Here is an 18,863-nt window from a genome sequence, read left to right on the forward strand (position 1 = left end):
CCCAATCCCACCCCGTACACAAAGGCATCGCATCATGACCACACCGTCAGATACAACCGGCCCGACCCGCCGCACGTTCATGGCTTTGAGCGGCGCGAGTGGCGGGCTGGCCGCCATGGGTATGCAGGCCTGGGCCCAGAACGCCGTCGAGATCGACGTGGACGCCATCACCAACACTGACCATGTCACCGACGTGCTGGTGATCGGCGGCGGCATGGCGGGGCTTTTCGCCGCCGTGAAGGCCCATGACGCGGGGGCCGCTACGATGATCGTGTCGAAGGGGCGGTTGGGGTCTTCGGGCCTGACGCCCTTCGGCAAGGGGTTTTTCGTGTTTGATCCTGCGACGGAGACCGGCAGCATCGACGACTTCGTCGACACCGTCTCCCGCTCTGCTCTTGGCACCAACAACCCGGTCTATACGCGGCAATTGGCGGAGCATTCGTTGGACTGCGCCGCCGAGTTACGGGAGTGGGGTTTTTTTGACCAAACCCTCGCAAACCGCCCCTTCATGGCACCGATCGAAGCGCGGGATATCCCGCTGCTGGAACGGGTCCATATCACCCATCTGATCCGTGAAGACGGCCGCATCGCGGGCGCGGCGGGCTTCCGGCTTGACGCTGAAGAAACCGTCACCATCCGCGCCAAATCGGTGATCCTGTGCACCGGCGCAGGCGGCTTCAAGCCCAACGGCTTTCCGCTGGGCGACCTGACCCATGACGGCACGGTTATGGCTTACCGGATCGGGGCCAAGGTCACGGGCAAGGAATGGAACGACGGCCACATGACGCGCGCTGACCACCCCGCGGCCACGTTCGATGGCTGGGGTGACATGTCTACGCGACAGGGGCTTGTAGAACAGGTTCGGCGCCAGACGGCCCACCAGCACATCCGATCAGGCCTGGATCGTTTCGGCTTGCAGGGTGAAAAGCACGGTTCGAAGCAGCGGCAACACGATCAGCGCAATCAGGATTGCCAGCACAATTGCCCTCAGCAATGTGCCCTGTCGAAAGAACACGCGCCGCCCCTGCCCGTTCATGGCAATGTCCGCCATAGGTGTCATCCTCGACTTTCTCGATCAGAATGATGCAGGGGCGCGCAATCCTTCGTGCACGTGCCCGAACGGGAGAAACCCGTTATTGCAGCGTCAGGATCAGGTCGCCGACTTCGGCCCGGATCGTCGCGGTTACAGCTGGGTCGATGCGGCAGGCGGTGAAGTCCGTCAGCGGCACTGCGTCGGGGTGCGGCGGGATGTCGGTGCGCGTCACGTAATCGCCCGCAACGTAAAAAGGCGCGAGGCCCGGACCGCCCGTCTCGGTCTCATCCCCCATCAGAAAGTCGATTGCGAGGCGCGCGGCAGCCGGGTTGTTCGGCGCGGCCGCAAGGGCCAGGATCGCGGGGAAGATGATGCCTGGCGCCGGTTCAACCTCGTTGGCGACCTGAAGCGCCCACCCCTCATCCTCATTGTCACGGCGGTCGGAATAGCTGGTGAAGCCCACCGGAGGATTCTCTTGCCCCAGCGCATCGACCGCCGCGTTTACATCGTCGGTCGATCCGACCAGGATCAGATCGTTGGCAAACAGATCCATGATGAAACGCTCTCCGGCATTGGCTGCCCCGTCGAGGTCGATGCCTTGGCCGAACTGCGCTTCCTAGGCCGCCGCCATCTCGTCGGATCGCAACACGATCTCGGTCATCATGTCGAGGTAGTCTCCGCGTTGCAGCGGATCGACCATGACGACACGCCCGCGCGAGTCATCCGTCGTAAGCTGCCACAGGTTCGTGATCGGCGAGCCGTCCGGGTTGGCTTCTTCGTTGTACATCAGAACCTTCGTCGACAGCCGTTGCGCCAGAAGCGGCGACTGGAACTGGGCCGGGACGCGGTCCGCAATCCGGGGTGGCATGTAGTTTGCGATGATACCGGACTCAGGCAGCGCTAGAAGCACGACGGGCACGTCGGAAATGTAGATGACGTCCGCATTCGTAACCCCGGCCTGCGCCTCCGCCGTCAGTCGCGCGATCTGTTCGGTTGACGAGATGTCGAATCCCTGGAGATCGATGCCGGGATAGGCCTCTTCGAAAGCCGCCTCCACCCGACCGATGCGGCTGGTGAAGGAATAGACGATGACCGTTCCCTCTTCCTGCGCCAGAGGCAGCAGGTCTTCGGGGGTCAATCCATCGAGATGCCCGTCAGCCATGGCAGCCGTAGACATGACTTTACCGATCGCGCCGAGGCGCGTTGCGTTCAGAAACTCCATGTGATCCTCCCTTGGGTCTGTTCTTATTCGAACCGCTCGATCAGCTGTCCCAGCCGATCAAGCTTTTTCAGCGACTCCTCTTTCGCCGTCAGTCCGGCGGCGATCATGATGGCGTTGCACACTGTCATCGGCACCGTCAGGGTCTGGAACGCGTCCGGATCACCCGATCGTGGCGCGGCCAGAAGGTGGTCGGGCCGGGGCGCCAGAAGCGCGCCGGAATTCCCCGAAATGATCAAACTCGTGGCCCCCGCCTCGCGCGCGGTTTCGATCAGCGCGGCATAGGCTCGTGGTGGACGATGGAAAGCAAAACTGAGCACCACGTCGCCGACGCCAAGGCCCAGCATCTGTTCGGCCAGCCCCCGTGGATCGGCATCGAGTTGTTGCACGTCCTTGCCGAAACGGCGGAAGCGCTTGACCAACATCAGCGCAAGAACCTCGGCATTTCCGTAGCCATAAATGAAAATACGGCGTGCCCCCATCAGCATAGCCGCAGTGGACGCGATCTGATCGGGTTTGATGAAATCCTCGATCCGGGCAAGCGCCTGACCCTCGTCCTGCGCCAGCTTGCCCAGAACCGTTTCGGACGTACTTGCCGCTATGGTCCGCTCAAAGCGGGTCGCGGTTTCACGGGTGGCGATGAATTCCTCGCGGAGGGCATCGCGGAAGGCCGCGTAGCCGTCGAACCCCAGCTTCTTCGCCAGCCGCGACGCCGTTGCTTCATGGACGCCCACGGACCGAGCCAATTCGCCCGCCGTCCCAAGAGCGGCCGAAATCGGGCTATCGATCACCGTTTCCACGAGCCGCCGTTCACTTGGTGTAAGGCTTGGCGCCTGGTCGGATATCTTGTCGATAAGAGACATGCACACTCCAATCTGTAGTGCATGATATCTTGCATAACCTAAACTACTTGAAAAATTTCTTGTGAAACGTTTATTTTGAGCGTCGATTTCTGACATGCCGCAGGTCTGATCCTGGCAACTTCACGAGTGACGTGCGGGGTTGGCTGTGGCGAAGTCACTTTGCCCGTCGGCAAATCCAATAAGCGTTGCAATAAGCCAGCCGCGCGTATCAACTTGGACGTGGTGCCATAGGCAAGCGTTTGAACAGAAAAACGCTTGGTTGTAGTACCTTGTCGGCCTCGCTACAAATTGGGTGAACAGGCAAGAACAATAAGGCGATGCGATGGGCCTCGGGGGGACGATCCTTCTTATAATTGCGGTGCTGCCCTTTGTCGGAGCGCTGCTGCCGGGCCTCATGATACGGGCCGGGCGCAATGCCTGTGCAATTGCAACGACAGTGCCAACGGCGCTTGCCCTGACGATGCTGATCGTTCTGGCACCGGCTGTTCTTCGGGGCGAGGTCATCCAGGCCGAAATCGCATGGTTGCCGCAGCTTGGTCTATCCGCCTCATTCTTTCTGGATGGCCTTGGGCTGTTGTTCGCGGGGATGATCCTGGGTGTCGGTTTGTTGATCATTCTTTACGCCCGCTTCTACCTGTCGGGCGAAGATCCGATGGGGCAGTTTTATACGTACCTGCTGCTGTTCCAAGGCGCGATGCTGGGCATTGTGCTTTCGGACAACATCCTGCTTTTGTTGATTTTCTGGGAACTGACGTCCCTGTCATCCTTCCTGCTGATCGGGTTCTGGAAGCACTTGCCAGAGGGACGCCAAGGCGCGCGGATGGCGCTGGCCGTCACGGGTGCAGGCGGACTTGCCATGATTGGCGGGATGCTGATCCTCGGCAATATCGTGGGCAGCTACAACCTGACCGACATCTTGCAGGCAGGCGACTCAATCCGCGCGTCCGAGTGGTATTTGCCTGCGCTGATCCTGATTCTTCTGGGCGCCTTCACCAAGTCTGCGCAGTTCCCGTTCCACTTCTGGTTGCCGCACGCCATGGCCGCACCGACGCCGGTTTCGGCCTACCTGCATTCGGCCACGATGGTGAAAGCGGGCGTGTTCCTGCTGGCGCGCATGTGGCCCGCGTTGGCGGGGACCGATGCGTGGTTCTACATCGTTACAACGACGGGTCTTGTGACGATGGTGTTGGGCGCACTGATCGCGCTGTTCAAGGATGACCTGAAGGCGCTTTTGGCGTTCTCAACGGTCAGCCACTTGGGCCTTCTGACGATGCTTCTTGGGTTTGGCACCACGGCGGCCGCCGTTGCTGCCGTGTTCCACATCCTCAACCACCTGACGTTCAAGGCCGCGCTCTTCATGACCGCAGGCATCGTCGATCACGAGGCGCATACCCGCGATATCAAACGCCTGGGGGGCCTACGGCACTTGATGCCGATCACTTTCCTGATCGGCACGGCTGCGGCGCTATCTATGGCGGGCATTCCGCTGTTCAACGGCTTCCTGTCCAAGGAGCTGATGCTGGAGGAGGCATCGCACACCGATTGGTGGGGCAGCCCCTATGCCGTGCCCGTAATGGCCACCATCGGCGCCCTCTTATCGGTGGCGTACTCCCTGCGTTTCATCTTCCACGTCTTCCTTGGCCCGGTGCGCGACGACTACCCGGCCAAGCCCCACGACCCACCGTTCGGGATGTGGGCAGCACCTGCGCTGTTGGTCGTTATGGTGATCGTGATCGGCGTCGCCCCGTTCCTGGCTGAAGGGATCGTGACCGCAGCCGCAAACACCGTGACCGGCGCGGACCTGCACCCGCATCTGAAAGTCTGGCATGGCGTCACGCCCGCGCTTTGGATGTCGATCATTGCCATTGCGGGCGGCGCAATTGTGTTGTTGCTGCATCGGCCCCTCGACAAGGTTTGGAATGCCCTGCCACGACCCGAGGCGAAAGCGATCTTCGATCGGCTCGTCGGGGCAATCGTAACCGCATCCCGCTTCATCACAGAGGTCAGCCACAACGGCGCAATCAGTCGCTATCTGGCGATCTTCACGGTGACATCCCTTGGCCTTGGTTGGGTTGCCTATTCGTCCAGCGGACTGTCCGCCCCGACAAGGGGCCTGCTGCCGGTGCCGCCTGTAGTCGCCGCAGGATGGGTCATGTTGATCGTCGCCACGCTTTCGGTTGTGACCATGCATCACCACCGCTTCCGGGCGCTCGTCCTGATCGGGATCATCGGACTGTCGATTTCGGCGGGCTTTGCCTATCTGTCCGCGCCGGACCTGGCGCTGACGCAAATCTCGGTCGAGACGGTCACGATCATGCTGCTTTTGCTGGCGTTGCATTTCATGCCTAAAGCGACCCCGAAGGAAAGCCCCATGGGCCTGAAACTGCGCGATGGTGTCATCGCGCTGGGGGCCGGGGGCGGCGTGGCGGCCCTCGCCTACGCCTTCCTGATGCGCGATATCGAAACGATCTCGGACTACCACCTTGCCAACAGCTATGAGGGCGGCGGCGGCACGAATGTGGTCAACGTGATCCTGGTGGATTTCCGGGGCTATGACACGTTCGGTGAGATCATCGTGTTGGGGATCGCAGGTCTTGTGATCTATGCAATGATGCATGCGCTGCTGGACGGACCGGCGGGGCGGCGGCTGAAGAACAGGGATTATTCGCAGGACAGGTCGCGTGACCGGCACCCATTGATGATGGTTGTCGTTACCCGCGTGTTGATGCCCATCGCCATCGTCGTGGGCCTGTATATCTTCCTGCGCGGCCATAACGAACCGGGCGGCGGGTTCGTCGCGGGCCTCGTGATCGCCATTGCACTTCTCATGCAATACATGGCGTCCGGATTTGCCTGGACCCAAGAGCGGAAGCGGATCGAATATCACACCATGATCGGCCTCGGCGTCGTGATCGCGGGGCTGACGGGCGTTGGCGCATGGCTTTTCGGGCGGCCATTCCTGACAAGTGCCTATACCTACGTCCACCTGCCACCGATCGAGGAATTCGAGCTTGCGACGGCGATGCTGTTCGATCTTGGCGTGTTTCTGACCGTGCTGGGTGCTGTCATGCTGATGCTCTACAGCCTCAGCCGCATCGCGCGCTTTGCGGGGGAGACGGTGAACATCAATCCGATGGATTACGACCCCGGCGAAAGTGCCCAAGACGAGGCGGAGCGCTGAGATGGAGCTTATCGTTGCAAGCAGTATCGGCGTCTTGACGGCCGGCGGGGTCTACTTGCTCCTGCGACTCAGGACATTTCCCGTCATCCTTGGCCTTGCGCTACTGTCCTATGCGGTGAACGTTTTCCTGTTCGCAAGCGGACGGCTCGCCATCGACCAATCGCCCATCCTGTCAAGGTATGGCGACGCAAGCTACACCGACCCGCTGCCCCAGGCGCTGGTTCTGACGGCCATCGTCATCTCCTTCGGAATGACGGCTGTGCTCGTTATGATCGGGCTTGGTGCGTATCTGGAATCGGACAGCGACCGAATTGATATCGCCCCGGAAACGGGCCCCGAGACGGAAGATACGGACTCCAAAAATGAGGGGGCCGCGTGATGCATTGGATCATTCTTCCAGTCGTCCTGCCCGCCCTGCTGGCACCGCTGATCGCATTCGCGTTGCGCCACGACATCACCTTGGCCCGCACGGCCTCGGTCGCGGGCACGTCCATTCTGCTGGCGATTGCGCTTGGCCTTACGATTCTTGCGGCGGACGGTACGACCCATGTCTACAGGTTGGGCGATTGGCCCGCACCGTTCGGGATCGTCCTGGTCCTCGACCGACTGTCGGCCTTGATGGTGCTGTTGACCTCGGCGCTGGCGCTGGTGGTTCTGATCCATGCGGTCACGACGGGTTGGGACGCACGGGGCCGCCATTTTCATGCGTTGTTCCAATTCCAACTGATGGGCATCTGCGGCGCTTTCCTGACCGGCGACATCTTCAACCTGTTCGTGTTCTTCGAGGTCCTGTTGATCGCGTCTTACGGCCTGATGATCCACGCAGGCGGCAAGGACCGGATGCGCGCAGGCCTGCAATACGTGGTCATGAACCTCGCGGGATCGACGCTTTTCCTGTTCGCCCTCGGTACCCTCTATGCCTCGACGGGGACACTCAACATCGCGGATCTTGCCGTGCGCATGCCCGAGATCCCGATCGAGGAAGCCGCCCTTGTCCGCGTCGCGGTGATCTTGTTGATGATCGTCTTCGCGGTGAAAGCGGCGCTTTTTCCGGTGCAATTCTGGCTGCCTGCCACCTATGCCAATGCCCCCGCGCCGGTTGCGGCGCTGTTCGCGATCATGACCAAGGTCGGCGCCTACGCGATCCTGCGGGTCCATACCACGGTGTTCGGACCGGGTAGCCCAGGAACTGAGGATCTGGCCGGAACCTGGCTGTTCCCGGCGGCCATCGTGACCATCGCCCTTGGGGCGTTCGGCGTCTTGGGCGCGCGTCGGTTGATGCCGCTGATCGCATTTTCGGTCGTGGGTTCGATGGGCACGCTGCTGGTGGCGGTTGCAGTGTTCTCGCAAACGGCAACCACCGCCGCGCTCTACTACATGGTCCACTCGACCTTCGCTGCGGCCTGCCTGTTCCTTGTCGCCGATCTTGTCGTGACGCGGCGGCGCACAGACACCCTTCAGCCAGAACCCGCCACGATCCAGAACGGTCTTTTCGCAGCCCTGTTCTTTGCCGCCGCCATCGCCATGGCCGGTATGCCCCCGCTAAGCGGGTTCCTTGGCAAGCTGCTGGTCCTGGACGCGCTGAGAGAGCCCGGTTTGATCGGATGGGCCTGGTCCGCGATCCTTGTGGGGTCGCTTTTGACAATCGTCGGGTTTGCGCGCGCAGGGAGTATCCTGTTCTGGAAATCGACCGCAACGACTGGCCCCTCGCCGGAGCCCGCGCTGGATGACGGCGCCGAAAAAGACCCCGCCTTGGACCTTCCGCCCCCTGCCACTGCGAGGCAAGTGGCCCCGGCCATGTTGGCGCTGGCCGGATTGGCGGCGCTTGCAGTCTTTGCTGGTCCCATAACGAGCTATCTGGAGGAAACCTCCGCCCAACTTTTCGATCGTCAAGGGTATGTCGACGCGGTCCTCAGCCCCGTTGAGGAGCGCTGAGCCATGTTAAGCCGTCTTGTCCCTCACCCCCTGCTCAGCCTGACCCTTGTTCTGGTTTGGCTTGGTCTGGCGAATACGTTCACGTTGGGCAACCTGATCCTTGGCTCTGTCGTTGGCTTGGCGATCCCGATGCTGACGGCGGCCTATTGGCCAGACCGCCCGGCCATTGCCCGGCCCCTGAAGATCGCGGAATACGGCCTTGTTGTGCTGTGGGATATTATCGTCGCGAACGTGCAAGTGGCCGCAATCATCCTGTTCAAGCGCGAGCCCGAAATTAGATCGCAATGGATCCCGATCCCGCTCGAACTCAAGTCAGCCGAAGCGATTACCGTTCTTGCAGGCACCATTACGATGACGCCCGGAACCGTATCCGCAACACTTTCCGCCGATGGCAGCGCAATCCTTGTGCACTGCCTGCACACGGACGACCCCATTGCTGTCCGAGACGAAATCAAGACCCGTTATGAGCGCCGCCTTTTGGAGATTTTCCCATGATAGAATACGCGCTTCTTTTCGCAGCTGGCTGTTACGGCATTGCCCTGCTGTTGGACCTTTGGCGCATTGCAGTGGGCCCCGACGACGCGGACCGAATCTTGGCGCTGGATACCATGGTCATCAACGTGATCGCGCTTTTGGTGCTTTACGGCGTCTGGCGTGGCACCGCGATCTACTTCGAGGCCGCGATGCTGATCGCCATGGTCGGGTTCGTTTCAACAGTTGCCTATTGCCGCTTTCTGCTGCGCGGCGACATCATCGAATAGGGGCGATCATGAGCTTTACTGCGGAACTCCTCATCTCAGCTGCCCTCGTTGTCAGCGGCATATTCGGCTTCGTGGGCTCGTATGGTTTGGTCAAACTCAAGAACACCCTGCAACGCCTGCATGCCCCGACCAAAGCCACGACCCTCGGCGTTGGCGGCGTTCTGATCGCGTCGATGATCTTCTTCTATATCGAGACCGGGCATATCTCGGTGCACGAATTGCTGATCTCCCTGTTTCTCTTTTTGACGGCCCCGATCACGGCGAATTTCATCGCCAAAGCCTATCTGGCACGGAACGTGCGCCCAAAGGATCTGCCTTCCAGCGATGGAGAATACGGGTGGTCCGTCTACGACGATCCTCCAGAGGCCGGTTCGGATCGTTAGCGATGCGCACCAAGGTGATGCGGCCTTTCACGTCCGAGTAGCGACCACGTAGCCGCTGTCTGTCGTCTGCAAAAGCGGTGACCGGATCGCGCCCCGCACCAGATCGGCCTTGGCGATCGTGTCGCGCCAGCGGTCGCCCTGCTCCATCGCGACCGATATTCCGGCAGGCTCGATCCCGGCCTTTGCCAGAAGCCGTAACACGGCGGCGATCGAGGTTCCGGTGCTGACCACATCGTCAACCAGCAACACCTTTCGCCCGACCAGAAGCGGGACCATGCGCGGATCGAGGTACATCACCTTACCCTTGCCCGGCGAGGTGATGGAGCTGAGCGGCTCGGACAGGGCATCGGTATACCAGAACTTCCGAGAGGTCCCGAGCGGGACCATTCGCGGGTGCCCCAGTCTTCGGGCAAGCGCATTGGCCAGCGGAAGACCCAGCGTCGGCACCCCGATCACGACGTCAGGCGACATCTGTCGCCATTGCTCAGCCATAATGTCGGCCAGCGCATCCTCTACCGCGAAGGCGGCCTGATTGACGATGAGCGAGGCCACTGCCGCCCCCTCTCCGTCCGGTAGCGCGCGGATCGGCAAGACCAATTGCCGACCGTCCGGCAGTGTCGCGGGATAGGCGCTATGGTAGATTGTGTCCGGCTCCGCGCAATGCGTGCCGGGGGCGTCGAGGGTCTGCCAGAATTCGTGCGGTTCCAAACTCATCGGCAGTCTCCTTGTCTCGTGATCTGCAATGGGTCACACAGGTTTGGTATAGAACACAACGGATTGGCAGGCCATGTCCCCCCCTCTGGAAATCGACGCCGGCGAATTGTCCATGCTGGTGGCCATGCGTCACGACCTTCACGCGCATCCCGAGTTGGGGTTCGAAGAGGAACGCACGTCCGACATCGTCGCGCAAAAGCTGAAGGAGGCTGGTATCGCGGTGGATCGTAGGCTTGGAAAAACCGGCGTGGTTGGCACGTTGTTGGTAGGCAATGGACCGGGACGGATTGCACTACGCGCCGACATGGATGCGCTGGCAATGCCGGAAACCGTCGATAGGCCCTACGCATCCACCCAGCCGGGCAAGATGCACGCTTGCGGGCATGATGGGCACACGACGATGCTTCTGGGGGCGGCGCGGCATTTGGCGAGGACACGAAATTTCTCGGGGACGGTGCATTTCATCTTCCAGCCCGCCGAGGAGGGGCGTGGCGGCGCACGCGCGATGATTGAGGATGGGTTCTTCGACAAATTCCCGGTCGATCGCGTCTACGGCCTGCACAATATGCCCGGCCTCGATCCCGACGAGATGGCAGTGGTGCAAGGCCCGCAGTTGGCGTCATCCGACAGTTGGGAAGTCACGTTCAAGGGCGTCGGCACCCATGGCGCCAAGCCGCACCTCGGCCGCGATCCGATCAGCGCAGCGGGGCAATTCCTGTCGTCGATCCACACCATTGTGGCGCGCGTGGTCGATCCGCTGGAGCCTGCCGTTGTCAGTGCCTGCGCCCTTGAGGCTGGAGATTTCAAGGCGCTCAACGTCATTCCGAACACTGCCCGCGTCGCGGGAACGGCGCGAGCGTACTCTGCAGCCGTCCGCGACCAGCTGGAGGCAGAGATCGGCGTGATTGCAAACGGCATTGCGCAAGCATTCGGGGTGACAGCCGACTACAAGTTCATTCGCCGTATCCCACCCGTGGTGAATGACGCCGATACGACCGAGCGCGCCCTTGCCGCTGCACGCCATGCGCTGGGAGAGTCCCGCATTCGCACCACGTTTCCCCCATCAACCGCGGGGGATGACTTTGCATTCTTCTCGCAGGATGTTCCCGGTTGCTATGTCTGGCTTGGCAATGGCCCAGCGGCGGACGGCGCGCTGCATCATAACACCGGGTATGATTTCAACGACGCTGCCATCGTGCCGGGCATCGCCTTCTGGACTCGCGTCGTCGAGATGGATTTGATGGCCTAGCTGCCAAGCCCGCGCCATAGCGCGTCCAGTGCAGCGGGGGCATCGACCGTCATGGCAACGTCAATCGTGGGCCCATTCTGCGACGGCACCAGACGCCCCACATCCGTCACGCAGTCAACGGACAGTCGCATGGGCCGTGTTCCGAACAGCTCCGGCAACAGCGCCATCAGCATGACGCAGGGATCATGAAGCGGGCGCGAGGTGCGCTCTGCGCTGCCAACGAAATACGCCCGGATCATATCCGCCGACAGCTTCGCCGCGACCGTGCCCGTTGCGTTTAGCCGGTCCAGATCCTCCGTGGTCGCCCGCACTTGCCGCGTTACATCCAGTGGGATCAGGGTGACAGGGACGGGCCCGGCAAAGACCATCTGTGCCGCCACGGGATCGGAGGCGATGTTGAATTCGGCATGGGGGCCTGCATTGCCCCGTTCCTCGATGGTGCCGCCCATGGCGATGATGCGCCCGATCCGCGCGTAGGCTTCGGGCGCATCCCGCGCCAAAAGCGCAAGATTGCTCAGGGGCCCGAGGGCAAGGACAGTCAGCGCGCCCATCGGCACCTGCGACAACACCTTCGCCAGACAGCCACTGGCACCTACGGCATCCGGCGCGGTCAGCGGGTCGGGTAGGGTGACACCCCCCAAGCCGTCCGCACCGTGGATTGCGACCTCATTCAGCCCGTCGCCAGCAAGTGGCCCCGCCGCGCCCGCCGCATAAGGTACGTCCCCGCGACCCATGACAGACAGCAAACCGCCAACGTTGCGGGTTGTGACAGGCAGGCCGATGTTTCCCGCCACCGATGTGATCGCCTCCACCGAAAAGCGCCTGTCTGCCAACGCATAGAGAATGCCCACCGCATCATCGAGACCGGGGTCGGTGTCGATCAGAACGCGGATGGGCCGCGCCGTCATGCCGTGCTCTCGTCGATTTCGGCCAGTGCCGCGATGACACGCACGAAGCTTCGGATGCCCCCTTTGAAGCTGGACAGATCATATTTCTCGTTCGGGCTGTGGATACGGTTATCGAAGCGGGCGAAGCCCACCAGCAGCGTGTCCATGCCCAACTGACGCTTGAATTCACCGACGATCGGGATGGAACCGCCGGTTCCGGCCAGCGCGGCTTCTGTCCCCCACTCCTCGCTGAGCGCGGCGCGCGTGGCCGCAAGATATGGACTGTCGAGTGGCAGCGACAACGCGGGGCTGGCGCCGTGGGACGTGAATGTGACCGAGCAATCTTCTGGCACATGGGATCGGATATGGGCGCGGAATGCCGCGCGGATTCGAGCGGGGTCCTGACCCGCCACCAGCCGAAACGAGACCTTGGCCGTCGCCTTGGCCGGGATCACCGTTTTGAACCCGGGATCAGTGTAGCCGCCGATAACACCATGGATCTCGCAGCTGGGGCGCGCCCAGACCTGCTCCATGATGGAATAGCACGACTCGCCCGCCGGGATACGCAGCCCAACGTCGGACAGGAAGCCGTCCTGATCAAAGGGCAAGCTGTTCCATTGATCGCGGATTTCCGGGGCCAGGTCTTCGACGCCATCGTAGAAGCCCGCGAGCGCGACGCCGCCATCCGGGGTCCGCAGGCTGGAGAGGGCATCAGAGGCGACCTGAAGCGCATTGCGCGCGGCGTTGCCGAACATGCCGGAGTGCAGATCACGGTCGGCAGTCGTGATGGTGAACTCCTCACCGACCAACCCACGCAACATGGTGGTGATCGCGGGAGTTTCCCGGTCCCACATATCGGTGTCGCAGACCATCACCACATCTGCTTGCAGCTCTTCCGCCGATTTCTCCAGAAACGGTCCAAGACTTGCAGAGCCGGATTCCTCTTCCCCCTCGAACAGCATGGAGATCTTGATCGGCAAGCTGCCGGTGACGGCTTTCCACGCGCGGCACGCCTCGATGAAGGTCAGAAGCTGGCCCTTGTCGTCGGACGCACCGCGCCCGGTAATGTGGGTGTCGCCATCAGGGGCGGGCTTTAACGTCGGCTCGAACGGACCCGTGTCCCACAGGTCAATGGGATCCACGGGCTGCACGTCGTAGTGTCCGTAGAACAGCACATGGGGCCCGGGGGCGTTGGTGCCGTGTCCCACCACCATCGGATGACCTTGGGTGTCGCGCACCGAGGCATCGAAGCCCAGATCGCCCAGTTGATCGGACAGCCACTTGGCCGCGGCGCAGCAATCCCCCGCATGGGCCGGAACGGTCGAGACTGACGGAATTCGAATGAACTCGAACAGCCGGTCGAGGCTGTCGTCCAGATGCGCGTCGGCGTAGTCCAGCACGGTTTGAAGATCTGTCATGGTTTTACCCTTTCGCGGCCATCGCGGCATCAATCGCGGCAATCTCGGCGCGGAATTGACCGGCCACCTGGTTTGCATCGGTCAGCACCTTCGCGGTCTCCAGCGTTTCAACTGTCCGGTCGCGCATGAGCCACGTGCCATCGACCATCACATCGCGCACATCCGTTGGCATCGTGGCAAACACCAGCACCGAATAGGAATCATAAATCGGCTGCAGTCGCGGCGATGACAGATCAATGCGGATCAGATCGGCCCGTTTGCCGACCTCCAAAGAGCCCGTGTCGGCGTCAAGGCCCAGGACCCGCGCGCCCTCGATCGTCGCCATGCGGATGACATCGCGCGTCGGTAGCGGCTTGCGGGACGCGCCAAGGATCTTGGCGAAGATCGACACGACGCCAAACTGGGAGAACAGATCAAGTGTGTTCCCACTCATCGGGCCATCGGTGGCGATGCCCACGGGGATGCCGGCGCGACGCATATCGTCGACCCGCGCCATACCTCGCCCGGCCTTTCCGTTGGAGCGTGCGTTGTGCGCCACACGCGTTCCTGTGCGCGCAAGGGTCTCGATATCCGCGTCATCCATCAGCAGGCAATGCGCGGCGATGGTGCCGGGCTTCAGAAGCCCCGCCCTGTCACAGACGGCGGTGGTGGTCGTCCCGTGGGTCATGGCGGCCCAATCCACTTCGGCCTCGGTCTCGGCCAAATGGATCTGAATACGCGTTTCCGGGTGCGTTTCGTGCCAATCTGCGACGCGCTCCATGACCGCCCTGCCGGTCGAGTATGGCGCATGGGGCGCGATGGAGGCGGTTACCCGCGACAGCCCCGCGCAGTGATCCGCCAATGCATCACACAGCGCGAAACCTTCATCGAAGCTGCGGTGGTCGGGCGGGTCGAAATCGGCCAGCGTCTGCCCCACGACACCGCGCATACCAGAACGCGCGATGACGTCTGCGACGACGGTCTCGTGGTAGTACATGTCCGCGACGGTTGTGACGCCGCCCATGATCATCTCCAGCGCGGACAGGGTCGAGCCCGCGCGCACCATCTCGGGCGAGACGAACTTGCGTTCCAGCGGAAGCATGTAGCGGAACAGGCGGTCATCGACGTCTTCACCCAACCCGCGGAACAGCGACATGGCCATATGACAATGGGTGTTCACCATGCCGGGCATGATGATGTCGCCGCCCATGTCGCGGGTCGCGTCGGCCCCGGGCGGCGGTCCATCGCCAAGCGCTTTGATCTTACCATCTACTACAAGAATCCAACCGAATTGATACTCCGTCATCTGCGCATCGACGGTAAGGATCCAGGCGTTCGTGAGAAGCGTCTTCATTCCGGCTTCAGGATCGCGCATTGATCCGGATTGGGAACCAGCGTCACGCGGGTGCCGGACTCGAACGGTGACGCGAGCGAGCCGTTCGCAACCAGATGGCCCGGTCCGGTTTCGCACTGGTATTGATAGGTGCGCCCCAGATAGGTCCGCAAGCCAAGCGTCGCTGGCAGGCCCTCTGCCACATCGGCGGTGGTCACATGCAGGCCATCGGCCCGGGTTGCGAGGATGAATTCATCCGGGATCTCGCCCAATTGATCCTGTGACAGGCTCAAGACCGCCCCGCCCTTGGCCTCGGCGCGCACCAGTGCGCCGTCGCGATTGAGGACTTTAAGGTCGATCAGGTTCTCAAACCCGACAAAGCGCGCGACAAAGCTGTTCGCCGGGCGCTGGTACAGGGTCTCGGGCGTGTCGAGCTGTCTGATGCGGCCCTGATCCATGATCGCCACCCGGTCAGAGATCGAGAACGCTTCTTCCTGGTCGTGGGTCACATAAAGCGCCGTGGTCCCATTGGCGCGCTGAAGTTGCCGTATCTCGATCCGCATATCGACGCGGAGTTTCGCATCCAGATTGGACAGCGGCTCGTCGAACATCAGCAGGGGCGGTTCGATCACCAGCGCACGCGCCAGCGCCACTCGTTGTTTCTGGCCGCCTGACAATTCGCTTGGCAAGCGGTCCGCCAAATGCACCAGACCTACGCGTTCCAGCATGGCCATCGCGCGTTTTCGCTGCTCATCCCCCGGAAGTTTGCGTTGCTTCAACCCAAAGCCCACGTTGTTGAGGACACTGAGGTGCGGAAACAGGGCGTAGCTTTGGAACACAAGCCCGATATCGCGGCCATGGGCAGGAAGGCGCGTCAGGTCCTTGTCTCCCAGACGGATCGCTCCGCTGGTAGGTTGCATGAACCCCGCGACCAATCGCAGGGTCGTGGTCTTGCCACAACCAGACGCCCCCAGAAGCGAGACCAACTCGCCGTCGCCCACCTCCAGCGACAGGTCCTCCAGCACCTTTGTAGTCCCATAGTGGGCGGTGATTTTTTCAATGGAAAGCGGCAGGGTCATTGAGTGATTTGCTTTCTACTTGGCCACGACGGTCAGCCCGAGCGTACGCTCGACAATGATCATGACGATGATGGTCAGGGCCATCAGCAGGACGGATACCGACGCGACGGTCGGGTCGAAGAACTGCTCGACATGGGCGAGGATCTGGATTGGGAGGGTCGAGATACCCGGACCTGTCAGAAACAGCGAGACGGACACGTCGTTGATCGAGGTGATGAAAGCGAGGATAAACGCCGCAATTACGCCCGAGCGGACGTTGGGCAAAACGATAGTGAAGAAGGTCTTAACCGGGCGACTGCCAAGGGAAATCGCCGCCTCCTCGATGGAGAAATCGAACGACGCAAGCGCGGCGGAGATGACGCGCACCACGTAAGGCAGCACAAGAAGCGTGTGCCCGATCAGCAAAGAATAGATTACCGGAATGCCGAGGCCAACATTGATGGACCGCAGCAGCGAAAAGCCGATGACGATCTCGGGCACCAGAATGGGCAGGATGAACAGCGTCGACAGCCAGCCCGGCAGATGGATCCGGTGCCGGTTCAGCGCGTAGGCCGCAGGTATCCCGATCAGCAGCGCGATGAACGTCCCCAGCAATGCTACCTGAAACGAGGTCACGATGGTGCGGCGGAAGGCCGAGATTTCCCAGATGTTTTCAAACCAGTGAAGGGTCAGCCCCTGGGGCGGAAAGGCCAGATAGGACGTGTCCGAGACCGAGGCGCCGAAGATGATGATCAGGGGACCAATCAGGAAGAAATAGACCAGGACCGTCAGCAGGATCAGCGCGGGGTGGATGCGGGTGTTCATATCAGGACGCCATCGGGTTGAGACGCTTTGCCAGCCGCGTCATGACAAGAACAGTGGTGACGATCACCACAACCATGATCGCCGCAACCGTCGAAGCGCTGACCCAATCAAAGCTGACCATTGCCCGCTGATGCAGGAAGGTCCCCATCATCATCTGCCGTGTCCCCCCCAGAAGATGCGGGGTCGCGTAGGATGTGAAGCTGGCGGTGAACACCAGCACAGCCCCCACGATCAATCCCGGCGTGGCCAACGGCAGAATAATCTGCACGAAGGTCGCCGTGGGCGAGGCCCCTAGCGAGGACGAAGCTTGGAGCAGATCGTCGGGAATGTTCTCCAGCACGCCGATAAGCACCAGGATCATCAAGGGTATGAAGATGTAGATCATCGCGATCACAACAGAGGTTTGGCTATAGAGCAGCGCCATAGGCCGCTCGATCACGCCCAACCACTCCAGCGTGTTGTTCAAAACGCCGTTGCGGCCCAGGATAATGAGCCATGCGAACGAGCGGACCACCACGCCCGTCAGCAATGGAAACACCGCCAGAACGATCAGGACCGATTTCATCCATGGCGGGCAGCGTGACACGACATAGGCCGTGAGCAACCCGAAAAAGAGCGCCATGATCGTGGTGAGTGCCGCCACCTCGAACGTGCGCCAAAGGACCGTGCGCTGAAACCCCGACGAGAAGAACTCCACGTAGGGGGCGAACACACCGCCGGGGGCGGTGAAGGTCACGCTGATCGTGGCGGCGACGGGAATTATCAGAAAAAGAGACACGGCCAGTGTCGCGGGTGACGACAGCATCCAGCCTGCAAGGCGTTTCATGTATGGGGGGCCTTCAATGGTGGTCGTCTGCGTCCTTGGGGCGGGGGATGCCCGCCCCAAGGGATCACGGCAGGCCGTGGTTTACATGCCGAAGATTTCGTTCCAGCGGTTGATCCAGTCGTCCAGGTTCGCGTTCATCGGCCCGTAGTCGACGAAGTTGAGGCTGCTGATCATCTCGTCACCGTAGGTCCAACCGGCTGCCTGTTCTTCCGTCAGATCGACGCCCGTGTTCACGGGCGCATCGACGCCCCGTTCGGCCAGTGTCTGCTGGATTTCGGCCGACAGGACAAAGTTCAGGAACTGATGGGCCAGCTCCACATTTTCGGACCCGGAGGCGATGTTGATCGTGTTGAGCGTGGCGATGTCACCATCGTCAAGGTCCGCCCAAGCCACCGAGGGCACCGCAGATTGCAGACGGCCGAGGGCAAAGTCCTGGGCCATTGAAACAGCAATCTCGCCGGTGGAGAAAAGGTTAATCATCTCTGACCCGGTGTTGTAGTTGGTCAACACGTTGGGCTGGATTTCGGCCACACCTGCGAACGCCGCATCGGGGTCTGCGTAGGCATCCACGCCAGCACGCTCTCCTGCGCGCAGCACGACCATCGGGCCAGCTGTCGTCGTGATGCCGGGCAGAGACACGGCGCCCGCCAGATCTTCGCGCCACAGATCGTTCCACGACGTGATCGGTGTCTCGACCTCATCGGCGTTATAGACAATACCCACCCGCCCAATGCTGTAAGCGGGGCCGTACTCGCCCTGTGGCGCTTGAGCGAAGGAATAGAGGTTGTCGATATTGGGCACCTGCGCGCGGTCAACGGGCTGGAACAAGCCCAATTCGATCCCCAACTGTGAGAACCGGTCCGTCAGGTAGATCACGTCAACCCCTTCGCCACTGCGCAGTTGCAGACGGCTCAGGCGGTCAGCGTTGTTGCCGGTCTCGAAAATCACCTCGCAATCACACATTTCCTGGAACGGGTCGATGATGATTTCCTGAAGCGCATCGCCGTTGAACCCCCACCATGAGACGACGAAGGTCTCGGACTGCGCCAGGGCTGGCGCGGCGGAAAGCATGGCGGCGACCGAAACCGTTGCGGCGCCCAAAGTGTGAAGTCTTTTCATGATAGTCCTCAGTTTTGAAAGTGTCCGGAGCAGGCTCCGAACCAGCGGCAGATTGATGGTGAAATCGTATGGAGGGTCTG

Annotated in this window: 19 protein-coding genes; 8 read left to right on the forward strand and 11 right to left on the reverse strand. The window is 61.5% G+C overall.

Annotation, left to right across the window (positions count from 1 at the left end):
- Window positions 1-34: 34 nt before the first annotated feature.
- A complete protein-coding gene (locus KUL25_RS12615; RefSeq protein ID WP_257893261.1) occupies window positions 35-1,084 on the forward strand; it encodes an FAD-dependent oxidoreductase in 1,050 nt (349 codons plus the stop codon).
- Window positions 1,085-1,133: 49 nt separating this feature from the next.
- Here the strand turns inward: KUL25_RS12615 and KUL25_RS12620 are convergent, their stop codons facing one another.
- The 3 genes from KUL25_RS12620 to KUL25_RS12630 form a co-directional block, all read right to left on the reverse strand.
- A complete protein-coding gene (locus KUL25_RS12620; RefSeq protein WP_257893262.1) occupies window positions 1,134-1,586 on the reverse strand; it encodes a hypothetical protein in 453 nt (150 codons plus the stop codon).
- Window positions 1,587-1,649: 63 nt separating this feature from the next.
- Entirely contained in the window at window positions 1,650-2,255 is a 606-nt protein-coding gene (locus tag KUL25_RS12625; protein ID WP_257893263.1) for a type 2 periplasmic-binding domain-containing protein, read from the reverse strand.
- A gap of 23 nt (window positions 2,256-2,278) precedes the next feature.
- The gene (locus KUL25_RS12630; protein ID WP_257893264.1) at window positions 2,279-3,115 is read right to left on the reverse strand and encodes a MurR/RpiR family transcriptional regulator; all 837 of its coding nucleotides are present in this window, start codon (window positions 3,113-3,115) and stop codon (window positions 2,279-2,281) included.
- 322 nt (window positions 3,116-3,437) lie between these two features.
- Between KUL25_RS12630 and KUL25_RS12635 the strand changes: the two genes are divergently transcribed.
- Genes KUL25_RS12635 through KUL25_RS12660 form a run of 6 tightly spaced genes read left to right on the forward strand, consistent with a single transcriptional unit; the run spans window position 3,438 to window position 9,375 of the window.
- Window positions 3,438-6,296, forward strand: coding sequence for a monovalent cation/H+ antiporter subunit A (locus KUL25_RS12635; protein WP_257893265.1), 2,859 nt, complete (start codon window positions 3,438-3,440; stop codon window positions 6,294-6,296).
- A gap of 1 nt (window position 6,297) precedes the next feature.
- On the forward strand, window positions 6,298-6,675 hold the full coding sequence (locus tag KUL25_RS12640) for a Na+/H+ antiporter subunit C (protein ID WP_257893266.1): 378 nt from the start codon (window positions 6,298-6,300) through the stop codon (window positions 6,673-6,675).
- On the forward strand, window positions 6,672-8,231 hold the full coding sequence (locus tag KUL25_RS12645) for a monovalent cation/H+ antiporter subunit D (protein WP_257893267.1): 1,560 nt from the start codon (window positions 6,672-6,674) through the stop codon (window positions 8,229-8,231). The genes KUL25_RS12640 and KUL25_RS12645 overlap by 4 nt, the downstream gene beginning before the upstream one ends.
- A 3-nt stretch (window positions 8,232-8,234) precedes the next feature.
- The gene (locus tag KUL25_RS12650) at window positions 8,235-8,726 is read left to right on the forward strand and encodes a Na+/H+ antiporter subunit E (RefSeq protein WP_257893268.1); all 492 of its coding nucleotides are present in this window, start codon (window positions 8,235-8,237) and stop codon (window positions 8,724-8,726) included.
- On the forward strand, window positions 8,723-8,992 hold the full coding sequence (locus tag KUL25_RS12655; RefSeq protein ID WP_068359438.1) for a K+/H+ antiporter subunit F: 270 nt from the start codon (window positions 8,723-8,725) through the stop codon (window positions 8,990-8,992). Before KUL25_RS12650 ends, KUL25_RS12655 begins: the two co-directional genes overlap by 4 nt.
- 8 nt (window positions 8,993-9,000) lie before the next feature.
- Window positions 9,001-9,375, forward strand: a complete 375-nt coding sequence (locus KUL25_RS12660; protein WP_257893269.1) for a Na+/H+ antiporter subunit G — start codon at window positions 9,001-9,003, stop codon at window positions 9,373-9,375.
- Between the two features lie 27 nt (window positions 9,376-9,402).
- Here the strand turns inward: KUL25_RS12660 and KUL25_RS12665 are convergent, their stop codons facing one another.
- Window positions 9,403-10,089 carry a phosphoribosyltransferase gene (locus KUL25_RS12665; protein WP_257893270.1) on the reverse strand — a complete coding sequence of 229 codons (687 nt, stop codon included), beginning with the start codon at window positions 10,087-10,089 and terminating at the stop codon, window positions 9,403-9,405.
- Between the two features lie 73 nt (window positions 10,090-10,162).
- Between KUL25_RS12665 and KUL25_RS12670 the strand changes: the two genes are divergently transcribed.
- Window positions 10,163-11,338, forward strand: coding sequence for a M20 aminoacylase family protein (locus tag KUL25_RS12670; protein WP_257893271.1), 1,176 nt, complete (start codon window positions 10,163-10,165; stop codon window positions 11,336-11,338).
- On the opposite strand, the gene KUL25_RS12675 is transcribed toward KUL25_RS12670, so the two are convergent.
- The 7 genes from KUL25_RS12675 to KUL25_RS12705 all read right to left on the reverse strand — a co-directional run bounded on the left by KUL25_RS12675 (window position 11,335) and on the right by KUL25_RS12705 (window position 18,783).
- On the reverse strand, window positions 11,335-12,246 hold the full coding sequence (locus tag KUL25_RS12675) for a nucleoside hydrolase (protein WP_257893272.1): 912 nt from the start codon (window positions 12,244-12,246) through the stop codon (window positions 11,335-11,337). The two genes, KUL25_RS12670 and KUL25_RS12675, sit on opposite strands and share 4 nt — an antisense overlap.
- Window positions 12,243-13,643, reverse strand: a complete 1,401-nt coding sequence (locus tag KUL25_RS12680) for a dipeptidase (RefSeq protein ID WP_257893273.1) — start codon at window positions 13,641-13,643, stop codon at window positions 12,243-12,245. Before KUL25_RS12680 ends, KUL25_RS12675 begins: the two co-directional genes overlap by 4 nt.
- Window positions 13,644-13,647: 4 nt before the next feature.
- On the reverse strand, window positions 13,648-14,976 hold the full coding sequence (locus KUL25_RS12685; protein ID WP_257893274.1) for an amidohydrolase family protein: 1,329 nt from the start codon (window positions 14,974-14,976) through the stop codon (window positions 13,648-13,650).
- Window positions 14,973-16,034 (reverse strand): ABC transporter ATP-binding protein, encoded by a 1,062-nt coding sequence (locus tag KUL25_RS12690; protein WP_257893275.1) that lies wholly within the window; start codon window positions 16,032-16,034, stop codon window positions 14,973-14,975. Before KUL25_RS12690 ends, KUL25_RS12685 begins: the two co-directional genes overlap by 4 nt.
- A 15-nt stretch (window positions 16,035-16,049) precedes the next feature.
- Window positions 16,050-16,838 (reverse strand): ABC transporter permease, encoded by a 789-nt coding sequence (locus KUL25_RS12695; protein ID WP_257893276.1) that lies wholly within the window; start codon window positions 16,836-16,838, stop codon window positions 16,050-16,052.
- Between the two features lies 1 nt (window position 16,839).
- Window positions 16,840-17,664: an ABC transporter permease gene (locus KUL25_RS12700; RefSeq protein ID WP_257893277.1), complete on the reverse strand. Its 825-nt coding sequence runs from the start codon at window positions 17,662-17,664 to the stop codon at window positions 16,840-16,842.
- A gap of 81 nt (window positions 17,665-17,745) precedes the next feature.
- Window positions 17,746-18,783, reverse strand: coding sequence for an ABC transporter substrate-binding protein (locus tag KUL25_RS12705; RefSeq protein WP_257893278.1), 1,038 nt, complete (start codon window positions 18,781-18,783; stop codon window positions 17,746-17,748).
- Window positions 18,784-18,863: the final 80 nt, after the last annotated feature.

The sequence above is a fragment of the Gymnodinialimonas phycosphaerae genome (genome assembly GCF_019195455.1).
Lineage (GTDB): Bacteria > Pseudomonadota > Alphaproteobacteria > Rhodobacterales > Rhodobacteraceae > Gymnodinialimonas > Gymnodinialimonas phycosphaerae.